This is a genomic window from Chryseobacterium indologenes (assembly GCF_001295265.1).
Taxonomy (GTDB): domain Bacteria; phylum Bacteroidota; class Bacteroidia; order Flavobacteriales; family Weeksellaceae; genus Chryseobacterium; species Chryseobacterium indologenes_A.
In genome coordinates, this window is sequence record NZ_LJOD01000001.1 from 819118 (window position 1) to 833356 (window position 14239).

The window sequence follows — 14239 nt, forward strand, 5'->3', positions numbered from 1 at the left end:
ACCAAAGGTAAACATAAAATTAAATTAAAAAATGTCATTCATTCTGACCTTCATAACTCCCTCCAACTCCCGGCTTCTTTTCTCTTATACTTCACCTTTTCTTTGAAGACTTCGCCAGTGGATTATATTCAAGGCAGATTTTCATCCAGTATTCGAAATCCGCAGATTTCTGAAAACCGATCGGTTCCACATAACAATACTCTTTAAGCTGCTTTCCTCTCATAATCATGGGAAGAAAGCCTGCTTTTTCTGAAACCTCTTCCTCCAGTTCCGGGTTATAACGGCACATCAGATTATCGTGACTGATATTGATGCACATTTTACCATTGACCAGAAAAGCCAAACCGCTGAACATTTTTTTCTCTTCAACTTTAATATGCTCTACAGCAGCAAGCCATTCCCTTACCCTGTCTGCCAGTTCAATATCATAAGCCATGATCTTATTTTTTTCTTATTTAAAGTTAATTAAAACAGCCTTCAGAACCATATTTCATCACTATTATTTTTATGGAAACATTTTTCAAAATAAAATTTTATTTAAAATAATTATTGTTTTACGATAATTAATTATAAATTTGCAATATAAAATTATGTTTATTGCCATGAACCAGACTAAAATTATTTCGAAGATTCTGTATTATATCTGTCTTATCCTTTCGGGCGGATATCTTATTACAGGTGTATATTCAGGATTATGCCTGACTACAGGTTTTTCTGTGACTCCTTACCAAGACGGGAAGTTTCTTCATGTTAATTACCCTTTTACGGAACAGCCTTTTTTAAATATTGAAAATAATTATTCCTACATTATTTTCTCATTCTTATTGGTTTTAGTTTCCTATGGAATTTTTTTCTGGCTTTCCGCAAAAGTTTTTAAGGTGTTTTTCCAGAACAAACTGTTTACAAGGGAAAATATCGTTCAGCTTAAGAGGTTTTACCTGTATAATATTTTCATTCCGCTTCCCATAGTGGTTATCGCGAGTTTCTTTGTGGAAGTGGAAAATATGATATGGGGACTGGTGTTTATTCACTTTATGCTTGGAATTTTCTGTCTGTTTCTTGCGAATATCTTTAAGCAAGGGCTACATTTGCAAAACGAACAAGACCTATTTATATAACATGCCGATTATAGTCAACCTAGATGTAATGCTTGCCAAAAGGAAAATGCAGAGTAAAGAACTGGCAGAAAAATTAGGCATCACCCCTGTGAACCTGTCTATCCTGAAAACAGGAAAAGCAAAAGGCGTTCGTTTTGATACCCTGGAAGCCATTTGTAAAATCCTCGAATGCCAGCCGGGAGATATTCTGGAATACAAAGAATAGCTCTTAAACCCGGAAACTGAGATTGAAAGGTTCAGAAATATTTTATTTTCTGAATAATTCCTGTCCGGGTTCCTCCATATGACCATACTTATCTACAGCAGCCTCCAAAAGGCCTGCCTGTCTTTCTGTTACCCAAACTCAAATCTATGAATACTTTATCCATCAACCACCTCAGCCTTACCTACAAAAATGGTTTTCAGGCAGTAAAAGACATCTCACTGGAGATACGGAACGGAATGTTCGGACTGCTGGGTCCTAACGGCGCCGGAAAATCTTCGTTAATGAAAACAATCGTAGGACTCCAGAAACCGACTTCCGGAAATATTATTTTCAACGGAAACGATGTTGCCAAAGACCCGGATTACATCAGGAAGAACCTTGGATTTCTTCCACAGGACTTCGGGGTATATCCCAAAGTTTCCGCGTATGATCTCTTGGAACATATTGCAGTTTTAAAAGGAATTACAAACCGGTCTGAACGGAAGAACCAGATTCTGAGCCTGCTTGAAAAAGTAAACCTCTCTGATTTTATGAAAAAGGAAGTGCATACTTTCTCGGGAGGCATGAAGCAGCGTTTCGGAGTGGCCCAGGCCCTTTTAGGAAACCCAAAGATTATTATTGTTGATGAACCTACAGCCGGTCTGGATCCTGAAGAGCGAAACCGTTTCAATTCCCTGCTGGACGACATCAGCCGGGATGTTATAGTTATTCTTTCCACTCATCTGGTAGAAGATGTGAGAAACCTCTGTTCCGAAATGGCGATCATGAACCAGGGCCAGATCCTGAAACAGGGAAAACCTTCTGAATTAATTTCCGGACTGGAAAACAGGATCTGGAGCAGACCTATCAGTAAAAATGAACTGGAAAATTACAGGTTAAACCACGAGGTAATCAGCAAACAGCTCATAGAAAGAGAACTGCATATCACCGTATTCTCCGAACTACAGCCTGAAGACTTCTACCCCGTAACTCCTTTACTGGAGCACGTGTATTTCCATTCCCTCACTCAAAAACCTTAGTCATGAATACTCTATTTTTATTTGAAGCCAGACGCATCACCAGGCACTGGCCAGCCTATCTTATATCCCTGGTCCTGATTTTTCTGGGTATTTTTTGTGGAAGCCAGTTCAACCTCTCTGCCGGAAAAGGAATCTATCTGAACTCAGCCTATACTATTGGTTTTATGACCGGAATGTTAAGTCTTTCCATCATATTTTTTGCGGTTATTTATGCTGTTCAGATGCTTTTTAAAGATCAGGACTCCAGATTTGACCAGGTTCTCTTTTCATTTCCTTTGACAGAAAGCACCTATCTGAACGGAAAATTCGGAAGCTATTTTTTTCAGACAGCTTTAAGTTTTGTCTTTCTGATCACAGGATTTATAACAGGTCAGATGACCCGTTCCGGCAGTGAAATGCAGCCCGGATTCAATCTGGTATACTATCTTTATCCTTTATTGATCTTCGGAATATTGAACAGCTTTCTGGTCTGCAGCTTTCTGTTTTTTATCTCGTTTACCTCAAAGAAAAAGCTGATGACAGTAGCGGGAGGACTTCTGCTGTATGTCCTGTATATGGTTGTCCTGATTTTTTCCAGATCACCATTTATGGCGGGAAGTCTGCCACAGTCTCCGGAAGCCCAGCAAATCTCAGCACTTCTGGACCCTTTCGGCCTATCTTCTTACTTTTTTGAGGCAGGAAAATTCTCCGTTGACCAGAAAAACACCCTGCTTGTACCGTTCACCGGATACCTGTTATGGAACAGGATTCTGTTTATACTTATTTCCGGGGTATTTTTGTTTTTAACCCATCGGATGTTTTCGTTCAGTAATGCTTCAAAACATGGAAAACAAAAGAAAGCTGAAGGCATTTTACCGGAAAGAGCAAAGACTTTCAACATCAATCCTGTTATTTCCTCACAGTTTTTCGGCCGTACAGCATCTTTTAAATCAGCTCTTTCTTATGCGAAAATAGACCTGATCTACCTTTTTAAAGGCATTGTTATTCCCGCTGTTGTTATCCTGTTATTATTTGCAGTAGGAATGGAAATGTATGCCGAAATAGAGAAGGGAATCCGCCTTCCGCAGAAGTATGCGGGATCCGGGCTGATGGCCACAACCATTTCAGAAAATTTTCATCTTTTCGGGTTGCTGATCTCCGCTTATTTTATCAGCGACCTGTACTGGCGGAGCAATTCATCGGGATTCTCAATGATTGAAAACAGCACTTTCCTTTCCAAAAGCAGACTGGCCGGGCATTTCCTTTCTATTTCTGTTCTTATATTCTTTTTTACCCTGGTCCTGATAATGGAAGGAATTATTTTTCAGGCCGTTTATGACTACCTGCATATTGACTGGAATGCTTATCTGGGTGTTTTTCTATTCAATACTTTTCCGGTTATTCTTTTTTCAGGATTCATTCTGCTGGTCAATGACCGGATACGGAATAAATTTATTGCTCTGGGAATTTCTGTTCTCGCAGTTTTCATGCTGGCCGGGCCGGTTTCCGGAAAGCTCATCCCCTGTCCTCTTTTCAGAATCTTCTCAGATTTTAAAGGAACTTACAGCGATTTTAACAGGTATGGAGTCTACGCAGCTGCATTTGCGAAAAGGTTGTTATTCGGAATCGGAATTATCGCTTTTTTGTGGAGCTTAAATCAATGGCTAAAAACCAGGAAATTCAATACCTTATCGCTTCTTTTCACTGCGTTACTGCTTATTTCAGGGGCCTGGACCGGAATGTCTTTTATGAAAGGCTATATTCCTGAAAATAAGGAAGAAAATATGGCAAGCTCCGTTCAGTATGAAAAAAAGTTTGCTCCATATGAAGAACTCCCTCAGCCGGAAATTACCAATGTTACTACAGAAATTCAACTTTATCCCTCGCGAAATTCGTATCAGATCACAGGAAGATATACGCTTGCCAATTTATCCGGAAAACCAATTAGCAGAATTCTGATCAATTTCAATCCAGATCTGGAAACAGAATCAGCCTTCCTGAAAACAGAATCCGAAGCCGTAAAAATTACGGGCTCATCACCAGAAATCATCCTGAAACATCCTTTACAGCCGGGAAGTACAGCTTCTCTTAATTTTAAACTGAATTACCATTGGTACGCTGTAAATGGGCATCAATCGTTCAATGCTGTTATAGAAAATGGCTCTTTTATGCGAATCAGCAGGTATTATCCTCTGATAGGTTATCAGAAAGACTATGAAATTCAGGATGAGCATCTGCGGAAAAAAAATAACCTTGGAAAGCTGGCTCCTCTGAAGAAACCGGAAGCACCGGAAGTCTTCAAAAATGATTTCATTGATCTGGACATGACTGTTTCCACTGAAGCGGGACAAACTGCCATTGGTACAGGAGATCTGGTAAAAAAATGGACTCATTCAGGAAGAAGCTATTTCCGGTATCAGGCTAACCGCATCCCGTTCAGATTTGCCGTTTCTTCTGCTTTTTATCGCATCAAAACTATTCAGTATAAAGGAATTGCCATCAATCTCTTTTATCATAAAAAGCACTTTGAAAATGCAGACCACCTTCTCAACAATGCAAAGCTCACGTTAGAATACTGTATTCATAATTTCGGAAAATACCCTTTTAAAACAGTGAATTTTGCAGAAATTTCTTCCTTTACGAAAGGTTTTGCCGCAACCGCCTATCCATCTGCGGTTTTTATGCCTGAAGACATGGTTTTCCATGCCAATATCCATGCAGATAAGGAACAGGATGTCATCAATGAACTTGCCGGACATGAGCTGTCTCATTTATGGTGGGGAAACAGCCAGATTAATCCTGATAACAGGGAGGGGGCAGTGATGCTTACAGAAACACTGGCGATGTACACGGAAATGATGCTTTATAAAAAGATGCACGGCAGGAAAAAAATGAAAGAGAGACTGGAGGTACATCAGCAGATTTATGATAATGAAAAAGGACTGTCTGAAGACCTGCCGATTTACAGAGCTACAGCAGATACCCCACACATTTCTTATTCCAAAGGTGCTGTAGCCATGGTAAAACTGAGTGAGCTGATAGGTGAAGATAAGGTGAATGCTGCGTTAAAAAATTTTTTACAAAGCAGCCAGTATCCCAAGAAACCGTCGTCACAGGATTTACTCAATGAATTCTATAAGGTTTCTCCTGATGCTGTCACTAAAAAGAAGATGGATACTTTATTTAAAACGATATAGCCTATGAAGGAACCAGAAGAAAACTGATTCAAAAAAGTCAAAAAGCATACAAGCTTCTTTACCCTTCAAGATCAGTAAGTTTAGTCTAAGTTTCCATTATATTCAGAAAACTACGGTTTCTATTTCCTGCGGCATAAAAAGTCTGCTCAATCTGCCAGATCTGCAAGAGAAAAAAAATCAGTGGGATTCGAGGAATCTGCGAGATTAAACGTATAAAAGATTATACAAAAAACAGCGGTATATCATTAATACCGCTGTTTTTTTTATTTATTGTAAAAAAATTTCCAACTTCCTGTAACAAAATAAAAATACATTTTACTAATTAATTGATATATCAATAATTGATAAATCATTTTAATTATAAAATCATGGAGAAATTAAATTCAATTATATTTTACAATATTGACAAAGCGATACGATCTTACAGGAATTACGCACAGCGCCAGCTAAAAGCCCACGGATTCACTATTACCATTGACCAATGGCTTATTATTAAAGCTATTCTGGAAAACCCGGGAATTACCCAGAATGAAATTGGAGATCTTGTATTTAAGGATAATGCTTCCGTAACCAGGATTATAGATCTGCTTGTAAAATCGGGATATGTAGTGCGTAACATTCATCCCGAAGACCGAAGAAAAACCAATCTGAAAGTAACCGATTCCGGAAAGAAGATCATTATAGATGTTCAGAAAATTGTTGAGGGTAACCGAACCACAGCATTGGAAGGCATTACCAATGGTGAGTTGGAAATGGTGAATTCAGTAATGCTCAAAATTTCAGAAAACTGTCTTAACACAAAAAAATAAATACCATGACCCGAATATTCTTACTCTTATTAACGTGGATCATCACATTGATGAGCAGCCTGCTCTCTGCCCAGACTTTACAGAATTATTCTCTTTCCGGAACAATCAGTTATGAAAAACCGGAACAATTGGAAATCAACCTGTTCAGCACGGACAATAAACTGATCAAAACTGAAATTGCGGATTCCGGCGGAAAATTTAGCTTTGATGACCTGAAGGAAGGCAATTATCAGCTCAGGATCAGTAAAAATGGCAGCGAAGTGTATCAGTCCGATGCTATTGCTTTAACTCAGAATAAAGCACTTCCCTCTATTAACCTGAATGTAAAATCTATTGAAGGCGTTACCATCACAAAGACCAAACCTTATATTGAAAGACAGGACGGAAAGATGATCCTGAATGTTGAAAACAGCATCGCCAGCACCGGAAATTCGGCATTTGAAGTTCTGGAAAAGGCTCCGGGAGTAAATGTGGACAGTAATGATAACATCAGCCTGCGCGGAAAAGGAAATCTCCTGGTACAGATTGACGGGAAAAATACTCCGATGACGGGAACGGATCTTGCGGCTTATCTTCGCGGTATCCCCTCTTCTACTGTGGAAAAGATAGAGTTTATTACCAATCCTTCGTCTAAATATGATGCTGCCGGCACTTCCATTATCAACATAAGGCTTAAAAAAGATCAGAGAAAAGGGACAAACGGAACCATTTCAACGTCCCTCGGAACCGGAAAGTTCATTAAAAACAACAACAGCATCAGCCTTAACCACAGAAATAAGAAACTGAATGTATTTGCAAATTACAGTTTTGCCTACCGGGAATTTTATAACCACCTAAAACTTGATAGGAATTTTTATGAGGACGGTATTTTCCAGAAAGCTTATGTACAGGACAATTTCCTGAAGCTCAATTTCAGAAATCATATTGCCAGAGCCGGAATGGATTATTATCTGAATGACAAAAGTATCTTAGGTTTCTCGGCAGGATTTGTAAGCAATAAATTTGATCCGAAAGGGGATAACTCCAGTATTGTGCTAGGCAGCAACCATCTTCCTGAAAGTAATTTCACTACGCAAAACCGATCTCATGACCACTGGAAAAATCTTTCATTCAACCTGAATCATAAGTATACCCTGGATTCCCTGAGTTCGGAGCTTACTACGGATTTTGATTATATTCATTACGCCAACACTTCCCTTCAGAATTTTGAAACGAGGACTTCATCAGCTACAGGAAACAACCTTGATATTTTACAGGGTGATATTGGGGGGAATCTTAATATTTATTCCTTAAAGTCAGATGTATCCAAAAACCTGAAAAACGACTGGAAAGTTGAAGCGGGAGCTAAGGTAAGCTTTGTAAAGGCAGACAATGATCTGAAATTTTTTGACGCCAGCTCCGGAACTCCGGTCCTGGACGTTAATAAAACCAACCATTTTATTTATGAGGAAAACATCAATGCTGCTTATGGAAATGTGTCGAAGAAATGGGAGAAGTTCAGCGCCATTTTTGGATTGAGAGCAGAGAATACAAACGTAAAAGGAACCCAGCTGACGACCAATCAGATCAATAAAAAGAATTATACCCAGCTTTTCCCAAGCGCTGTATTTTCTTACAATATGACAGATAAAAGCAGTCTGGAAATCAATTTCAGCAGAAGAATCACCCGACCAAGCTACAACCAGCTGAATCCTTTTAAATTCTACCTTGATCCTACGACCTACAGAGCCGGAAATCCAGACCTGAATCCACAGACCACAATGAATTATGAACTGACCTACAGCCTGAGCAATAAATATTTTGCTACTTTAAGCTACAGCAGAACCTCTGACAATATAACAGATGTGATAAAACCGGTAGTAGAAAACAGGGAAAATATTACCGTACAAACCAATGAAAATTTAAATTCAGCCTCATATTACGGGCTTAACCTGATTGCCCCGGTAAAACTGACGAAATGGTGGGATATGAACAACAGTGCTAATTTCTATTACGGATCCTACACCGGAAATGTTTCGGGAACCCAGATCAATAATAAAGGAAATTTCACGTTCAACCTTAACAGCATTAATTCCTTTAAATTAGGAAATGGCTTTACAGCTGAGCTTACAGGCAATTACAGGGCAAGGGAAGTGTATGCGTATATGGATGTTCAGCCTAACTGGTACCTGAATATCGGAGCCCAGAAAAAATTCAGCAATAACAGTACGCTGAAACTGGCCTTTAACGATGTATTCTTTACCAGCAATCCAAAAGCACAGGTGGTTTTCAATAATTATGTAGAGAATTTTGTAGTAAAAAGAGACAGCCGGGTGGTAACACTCTCCTACACATACAATTTTGGTTCTGCGAAAAACGGACAGCCCAGAAAGACAGGTGGTGCGGATGACCTGAAGCAAAGAATCGGGGCATAGAGACTTTCAGTTCAAACAGTTTACTCATAAAAAAATCCCTCAAAAATGAGGGATTCTGTTTATATAAGAGTGAATCTTAAGCTTCTGTTGAAGGGCTTTGGTTTTCTACAGGTTTTTCAGCTTGTGGCTTTTGTCCTTCCGGTCTTCTTTGACCGTCTCTACCCTGTCCTTCCTGTCTTGGTTTTCCTTCCGGTTTCGGAGGTCTTGGTAAAAGAACTTTTCTTGAAAGCTTCATTTTCTTACGGTCATCATACCCCATGAACTTCACTTCTACTTCGTCACCTTCTGCATATGGAACTTTATCTAAACGGGCCCATTCAATTTCAGAAATGTGAAGAAGCCCTTCCGTACCTTTAGCAATAGCAACGAAAGCTCCGAAATCCATTACCTTCACTACTTTACCTTTGTATACTTCTCCTACTACAGGAACGAAAGTGATCTCGTTGATCTTCGCTACCGCAGCATTGATCTTTTCTCTGTCTGTACCTGCAATTTCGATACGTCCGATTTCTCCGATCTCTTCGATAGAAATAACCGTATCCGTATCTTTCTGCATCTGCTGGATAATTTTTCCACCAGGTCCTATTACAGCACCAATGAAGTCTTTAGCAATCTCCATTACCACCATTTTCGGAGCGTGAGGCTTCACGTCTGCTCTTGGTTCAGAAATCGTTTCTGTGATTTTATTTAAAATGTGTAATCTTCCGTCTCTGGCCTGCATCAAAGCTTTTTCCATGATATCCATAGAAAGTCCCTGAATTTTGATATCCATCTGGCAGGCAGTAATACCGTCTGCAGTACCTGTTACTTTAAAGTCCATATCTCCAAGGTGGTCCTCATCTCCTAAGATATCAGAAAGTACCGTGAATTTACCGGATTTTGTATCTGTGATCAGTCCCATTGCAATTCCTGAAACAGGTTTTGTAATCTGCACCCCTGCATCCATTAATGCTAATGTTCCGGCACAAACGGTTGCCATTGAAGATGAACCGTTTGATTCTAAAATATCAGAAACAATTCTGATGGTATATGGGTTTTCTTCAGGAATAACGGCCTGTAATGCTCTCTGAGCCAGGTTCCCGTGTCCTACCTCTCTTCTGGAAGTTCCTCTTAAAGGTCTTGCTTCACCTGTAGAGAATGGCGGGAAGTTATAGTGAAGGAAGAATTTTTCATCGTGCTGCGTAATTACGCTGTCTACCATGTTGGCATCTTTTACAGAACCCAGTGTTACAGCAGTCAGAGACTGAGTTTCACCTCTTGTAAAGATGGCTGAACCGTGAGCTCCCGGCAGGTAGTCAATTTCTGACCAGATCGGACGGATCGTCTGAGGATCACGACCATCAAGACGGATATTGTCTTCAAGGATCATCTGACGCATTGCTTCTTTCTCTACGTCATGATAATATACTTTTACGAAAGGCGTTACTCTTTCCAGTTCTTCTGCATCATCAGCATATTGAGCTAAAAATTCTTCACGAACCGCTTTGAATTTCTCTCCTCTTTCTTCTTTACCAGATGGAGTTCTTGCTACCTCATATACTTTATCGTAAGTTTCTTTCCAAACTTTTTCACGAATTTCTTCATCGTGCTCTTCGTGAGAATATTCTCTTTTAGGGAAAGCTTTTCCAACTTTTTCAGCTAATCTCTCCTGAGCTTCAATCTGCTTTTTAATTTCAGCATGGGCAAAATTAATAGCTTCCAGCATTTCCTGCTCAGAAATTTCTTTCATTTCTCCTTCCACCATTACGATTGAATCTTTGGTAGCTCCAACCATAATATCCAATTCAGAATTCTTTAATTCTTCGTAGCTTGGGTTGATAGAAAGCTGCCCGTCAAATCTCACCACTCTTACTTCAGACATTGGCCCGTTGAAAGGAATATCGGTAATGGCAATGGCTGCAGAAGCTGCCAAACCTGCTAAATCCTCAGGAATTGATTTTCCGTCATAAGAAATCAAGGAAATCATAACCTGAACTTCAGCGTGGAAATCTTCAGGGAAAAGCGGACGCAATACTCTGTCCACTAATCTCATGGTTAAAATTTCCTGATCTGAAGGTCTTGCTTCTCTACGGAAGAAGTTTCCGGGAATTCTTCCCCCTGCATAGAATTTCTCTCTGTAATCTACCGTTAATGGTAAAAAATCTACTCCGGGATTGGCTTCCTTATTGGCTACAACAGTTGCTAAAAGCATTGTTCCGCCCATTTTTACTACCACAGATCCATCTGCCTGCTTAGCCAGTTTCCCTGTTTCAATTGTGATTTCTCTGCCATCTGCAAGAGTAATCGTTTCTGTAAACGCTTGAGGTATACTCATAAATTTGTCGTCTTTATACTCCGTATTGAGTATGAATTAATATTTAAACTCTTTAAATTTTCGTCTGCAAAGGTACTATATAATAATGATATATTAAATTTTCCGCCTTAAAAACCTATACCCGATGATAAGATTTCACCCACGCGTTTCTCAAAAACGCAGAATTTACTGCATAAAATTAGATTTATTGATGATTATGGGAACAGAAAAAACAGTTTTTTCAAAGATTATTCATGATAAAATCCGGCCGTTTTCGTATTATTGTCTCAAAAAGTGTAAATATAGTTTTACAGAGCCAAATTCATTTTGGTTATAGCATAAAACACGGGAAAATTTGCAAAAAAACAGGAGACAGCCTTATCTTTGCCCTGCTTCTCACCCAAATATGCTGCAGAAAAAATCAACTGAATAAGCTTTAACAGGCTTTTTCAATTAAATAAATGTTTATGACCAATAAAGAAGTACAGCCACAGAACAGAAATTATACTGTTCCGCTGATTACCATTACCCTGCTTTTTTTCATGTGGGGATTCATTACCTGCATGAATGATATTCTCATCCCGTATCTGAAGCAGCTTTTTAAACTCACCTTTTTCGAATCGATGCTGGTACAGTTCTGTTTTTTCGGAGCTTATTTTATCGGATCCCTGATTTATTTCCTGATTTCCATTTCCAAAGGAGATCCCATTAATAAGGTTGGTTATAAGAAGGGAATTTTATTCGGGATCCTTCTGGCAGCTCTGGGCTGTGTATTATTTTACCCGGCCGCTACGTTTTCCTACTACCCGCTGTTTCTTGGGGCTTTATTTATTCTCGGACTCGGATTTACGATGCTTCAGATCACAGCCAACGCTTATGTATCATTATTAGGGAGCGAAGAATCGGCGTCCAGCCGTCTGAATATGACCCAGGCATTCAATGCGTTCGGAACAACGATTGCCCCCGTACTCGGAGGGCACCTGATTTTTGAATTTTTCTCAGCTCCGGATGGTTCATTCAGTGCTGTAGCCACAAGAATTCCTTATCTGATTTTTGCAGGAATACTGCTTCTGGTAGGACTTCTGATCTCAAGAGTGAAGCTGCCTTCTTTCCAGATGGGTGAAGAAGAGATTGTAAAAGGCTGGGGAGCATTGGAATTCAATCATCTGAAATTCGGTGTTTTTGCCATGTTCTGCTATGTGGGCGGTGAAGTGGCTGTAGGAAGCTTTATCATCAGTTTTCTGGAACAGCCTCAAATTATGGGCTTTAATGAAGTGATCAGTAAAAATTACCTGGCTTTATATTGGGGTGGCGCCATGATCGGGCGTTTTCTTGGAGCTATTTCATTAAATCAGTCATTGAGCAGGGAGAAAAAAGCACTTTATATGCTGGGAGCAGCTACGGCAGTATTTCTGGTCATCTTCAGTATTGTTAATCTGAGTTTTGCACAGATCAGTTTTTTCCTTGTATTTATTCTGCTTAATTTCATTGCTTTCTTTGTTGGCAAAGCAGCTCCGGCAAGAACCCTTTCCATATTCGCATCTGTGAATGTCCTTCTGCTGATCTCTGCCATGGTAAACCACGGTGAGCTGGCTATGTACAGTATTTTAGGAATCGGGATTTTCAACTCCATTATGTTCTCCAATATTTATACCCTGGCTATTTCAGGATTAGGAAAATACACCAGTCAGGGATCATCTCTGGTGGTTATGGCCATACTGGGAGGTGCCATTGTTCCTATTTTCCAGGGATATCTTGCTGATCAGTTCGGAGTACAGCATTCGTTTATCATTCCGGTATTCTGTTATCTGGTGATTCTGATATTCGGAATTTACTGTACGAAATATCTTGGCCATGTTCAAACTACGGAAGCTAAATCCGGCCATTAAAAAATCAGTCAGATAAAAATATGGAAAGCGGGATTCTTCAGGGGTTTCGCTTTCTTTTTAAAAAATTCTCCGCAGGTTTCTCAGGTAGTACGGACCTGGATATTTATTCTCTCGCAGATTTTGCAGTGACGCAGTTTTTTTTACTGACAACCAGATAAAAACCATTAATTTTAAAGAACTTTAGGTAAAATTAGGCTTATGAATATATTATTTTCTCGCAAAAATCACCAATGAAAAGTTGAAACAGAACTGTTATGTAACAAAAAAAGCAACCTCTTTTGAAGTTGCTTTGTTTTTGAAAATCTTTATAGACTATTTTCTTAAACCTAGTTCAGCGATGATCGCTCTGTATCTTGCGATATCTTTATTTTTAAGGTAATCTAGTAATCTTTTTCTTTTACCTACCAATTTAACAAGAGACTTCTCTGTGTTGAAATCTTTGTGGTTACCTTTAAGGTGACCAGAAAGGTGGTTAATTCTGAAAGTGAAAAGTGCAATTTGTCCTTCAGCACTTCCTGTGTCTTGTGCAGATTTTCCGTGTTTTGCGAAAATTTCCTGCTTTTTTTCTGTTGTTAAGTACATTCCAATATTGTTTAATGATTATTATGTAACGGGTGCAAAATTACGACTATTTTTCGATTCTGCAAACATTATTGATTTCATATATCAAAATTGATAGAAAAAAATGTTAAAAATTTCTTAATAAATTTTATGTCATCCCACTAAAAGGCAGTAATTTTGCATACGAATTACAGATGAAAAAATTTATATTTTTTACAGCAGTCAGCACTTTTTTATTAATCGGTTTTACTTCGGTAAAGGCGCAGAAAAGCAACGAAGACAAGACAAAAAAGGTTTTATACTTTAATCCCGAGGTAGAACCTGATATTGACGAAATTAAAGAACCCACCAATCTGGCTTTTTTCAGTGCCGTTTCAGACAATTTCAGCAACAGAAAAAACAAAATGCTCAGAGCCGGGGTTCAGATTCCTTTTGATACTATTGAAAAACAGACCATCACCGATTATTGCGTTAATAACGATGCTGATTTTGCAGTGGTTCCTAAAGTAAAATATTTCAAAGTGGGTATCGGTAAATATGTATTCTCCAATCAGGTTGTAGTCAGCATGAAACTTTTTGATGCTGTAGGGAATCTGGTAACCGAAACGGATTATGATACCTACCGCAAAAACATGCGTCTTCTCGGCTCTACAGAAAACTCCATTAAAATAGGAACAGAAGGCGCTATTAAGGGGATTCTAAAAAAATTACGTAAACTTAAGTACGCTGAAGGAGTAGAATTGTAGCCGAAAGTT

The 14239-nt window shown here is 39.0% G+C and carries 11 protein-coding genes; 8 read left to right on the forward strand and 3 right to left on the reverse strand.

Annotated features, from left to right (window positions below):
• Positions 1 to 91: 91 nt before the first annotated feature.
• Positions 92 to 436, reverse strand: coding sequence for a TfoX/Sxy family protein (locus tag AOB46_RS03685; RefSeq protein WP_062696678.1), 345 nt, complete (start codon positions 434 to 436; stop codon positions 92 to 94).
• A 166-nt stretch (positions 437 to 602) separates the two neighbouring features.
• Here AOB46_RS03685 and AOB46_RS03690 point away from each other — a divergent pair, with 166 nt between their 5' ends.
• The 6 genes from AOB46_RS03690 (at position 603) to AOB46_RS03715 (ending at position 8741) form a co-directional block, all read left to right on the forward strand.
• A complete protein-coding gene (locus AOB46_RS03690) occupies positions 603 to 1118 on the forward strand; it encodes a DUF2975 domain-containing protein (protein ID WP_062696804.1) in 516 nt (171 codons plus the stop codon).
• A gap of 1 nt (position 1119) precedes the next feature.
• Positions 1120 to 1323, forward strand: a complete 204-nt coding sequence (locus AOB46_RS03695) for a helix-turn-helix domain-containing protein (RefSeq protein WP_045494476.1) — start codon at positions 1120 to 1122, stop codon at positions 1321 to 1323.
• A gap of 146 nt (positions 1324 to 1469) precedes the next feature.
• On the forward strand, positions 1470 to 2342 hold the full coding sequence (locus tag AOB46_RS03700) for an ABC transporter ATP-binding protein (RefSeq protein ID WP_062696679.1): 873 nt from the start codon (positions 1470 to 1472) through the stop codon (positions 2340 to 2342).
• A gap of 2 nt (positions 2343 to 2344) precedes the next feature.
• A complete protein-coding gene (locus AOB46_RS03705; protein ID WP_062696680.1) occupies positions 2345 to 5518 on the forward strand; it encodes an ABC transporter permease/M1 family aminopeptidase in 3174 nt (1057 codons plus the stop codon).
• Between the two features lie 368 nt (positions 5519 to 5886).
• Positions 5887 to 6327 (forward strand): MarR family winged helix-turn-helix transcriptional regulator, encoded by a 441-nt coding sequence (locus tag AOB46_RS03710; RefSeq protein ID WP_062696681.1) that lies wholly within the window; start codon positions 5887 to 5889, stop codon positions 6325 to 6327.
• A gap of 5 nt (positions 6328 to 6332) precedes the next feature.
• A complete protein-coding gene (locus AOB46_RS03715; protein WP_082377005.1) occupies positions 6333 to 8741 on the forward strand; it encodes a TonB-dependent receptor domain-containing protein in 2409 nt (802 codons plus the stop codon).
• Between the two features lie 76 nt (positions 8742 to 8817).
• On the opposite strand, the gene AOB46_RS03720 is transcribed toward AOB46_RS03715, so the two are convergent.
• Positions 8818 to 11055 (reverse strand): polyribonucleotide nucleotidyltransferase, encoded by a 2238-nt coding sequence (locus AOB46_RS03720; protein WP_062696683.1) that lies wholly within the window; start codon positions 11053 to 11055, stop codon positions 8818 to 8820.
• Between the two features lie 446 nt (positions 11056 to 11501).
• Between AOB46_RS03720 and AOB46_RS03725 the strand changes: the two genes are divergently transcribed.
• Positions 11502 to 12923 carry a sugar MFS transporter gene (locus tag AOB46_RS03725; RefSeq protein ID WP_062696684.1) on the forward strand — a complete coding sequence of 474 codons (1422 nt, stop codon included), beginning with the start codon at positions 11502 to 11504 and terminating at the stop codon, positions 12921 to 12923.
• Positions 12924 to 13235: 312 nt separating this feature from the next.
• On the opposite strand, the gene rpsO is transcribed toward AOB46_RS03725, so the two are convergent.
• Positions 13236 to 13505: a 30S ribosomal protein S15 gene (gene rpsO, locus AOB46_RS03730; protein WP_062696685.1), complete on the reverse strand. Its 270-nt coding sequence runs from the start codon at positions 13503 to 13505 to the stop codon at positions 13236 to 13238.
• A 173-nt stretch (positions 13506 to 13678) separates the two neighbouring features.
• Here rpsO and AOB46_RS03735 point away from each other — a divergent pair, with 173 nt between their 5' ends.
• Complete coding sequence (locus tag AOB46_RS03735) at positions 13679 to 14230, forward strand: hypothetical protein (RefSeq protein WP_062696686.1); 552 nt, start codon at positions 13679 to 13681, stop codon at positions 14228 to 14230.
• Positions 14231 to 14239: the final 9 nt, after the last annotated feature.

Coding starts and splice junctions, on each gene's coding strand:
- AOB46_RS03705 (WP_062696680.1), top strand. CDS start 2,345: ATGAATACTCTATTTTTATTTGAAGCCAGACGCATCACCAGGCACTGG.
- rpsO (WP_062696685.1), bottom strand. CDS start 13,505: ATGTACTTAACAACAGAAAAAAAGCAGGAAATTTTCGCAAAACACGGA.
- AOB46_RS03695 (WP_045494476.1), top strand. CDS start 1,120: ATGCCGATTATAGTCAACCTAGATGTAATGCTTGCCAAAAGGAAAATG.
- AOB46_RS03710 (WP_062696681.1), top strand. CDS start 5,887: ATGGAGAAATTAAATTCAATTATATTTTACAATATTGACAAAGCGATA.
- AOB46_RS03685 (WP_062696678.1), bottom strand. CDS start 436: ATGGCTTATGATATTGAACTGGCAGACAGGGTAAGGGAATGGCTTGCT.
- AOB46_RS03715 (WP_082377005.1), top strand. CDS start 6,333: ATGACCCGAATATTCTTACTCTTATTAACGTGGATCATCACATTGATG.
- AOB46_RS03735 (WP_062696686.1), top strand. CDS start 13,679: ATGAAAAAATTTATATTTTTTACAGCAGTCAGCACTTTTTTATTAATC.
- AOB46_RS03690 (WP_062696804.1), top strand. CDS start 603: ATGAACCAGACTAAAATTATTTCGAAGATTCTGTATTATATCTGTCTT.
- AOB46_RS03720 (WP_062696683.1), bottom strand. CDS start 11,055: ATGAGTATACCTCAAGCGTTTACAGAAACGATTACTCTTGCAGATGGC.
- AOB46_RS03725 (WP_062696684.1), top strand. CDS start 11,502: ATGACCAATAAAGAAGTACAGCCACAGAACAGAAATTATACTGTTCCG.
- AOB46_RS03700 (WP_062696679.1), top strand. CDS start 1,470: ATGAATACTTTATCCATCAACCACCTCAGCCTTACCTACAAAAATGGT.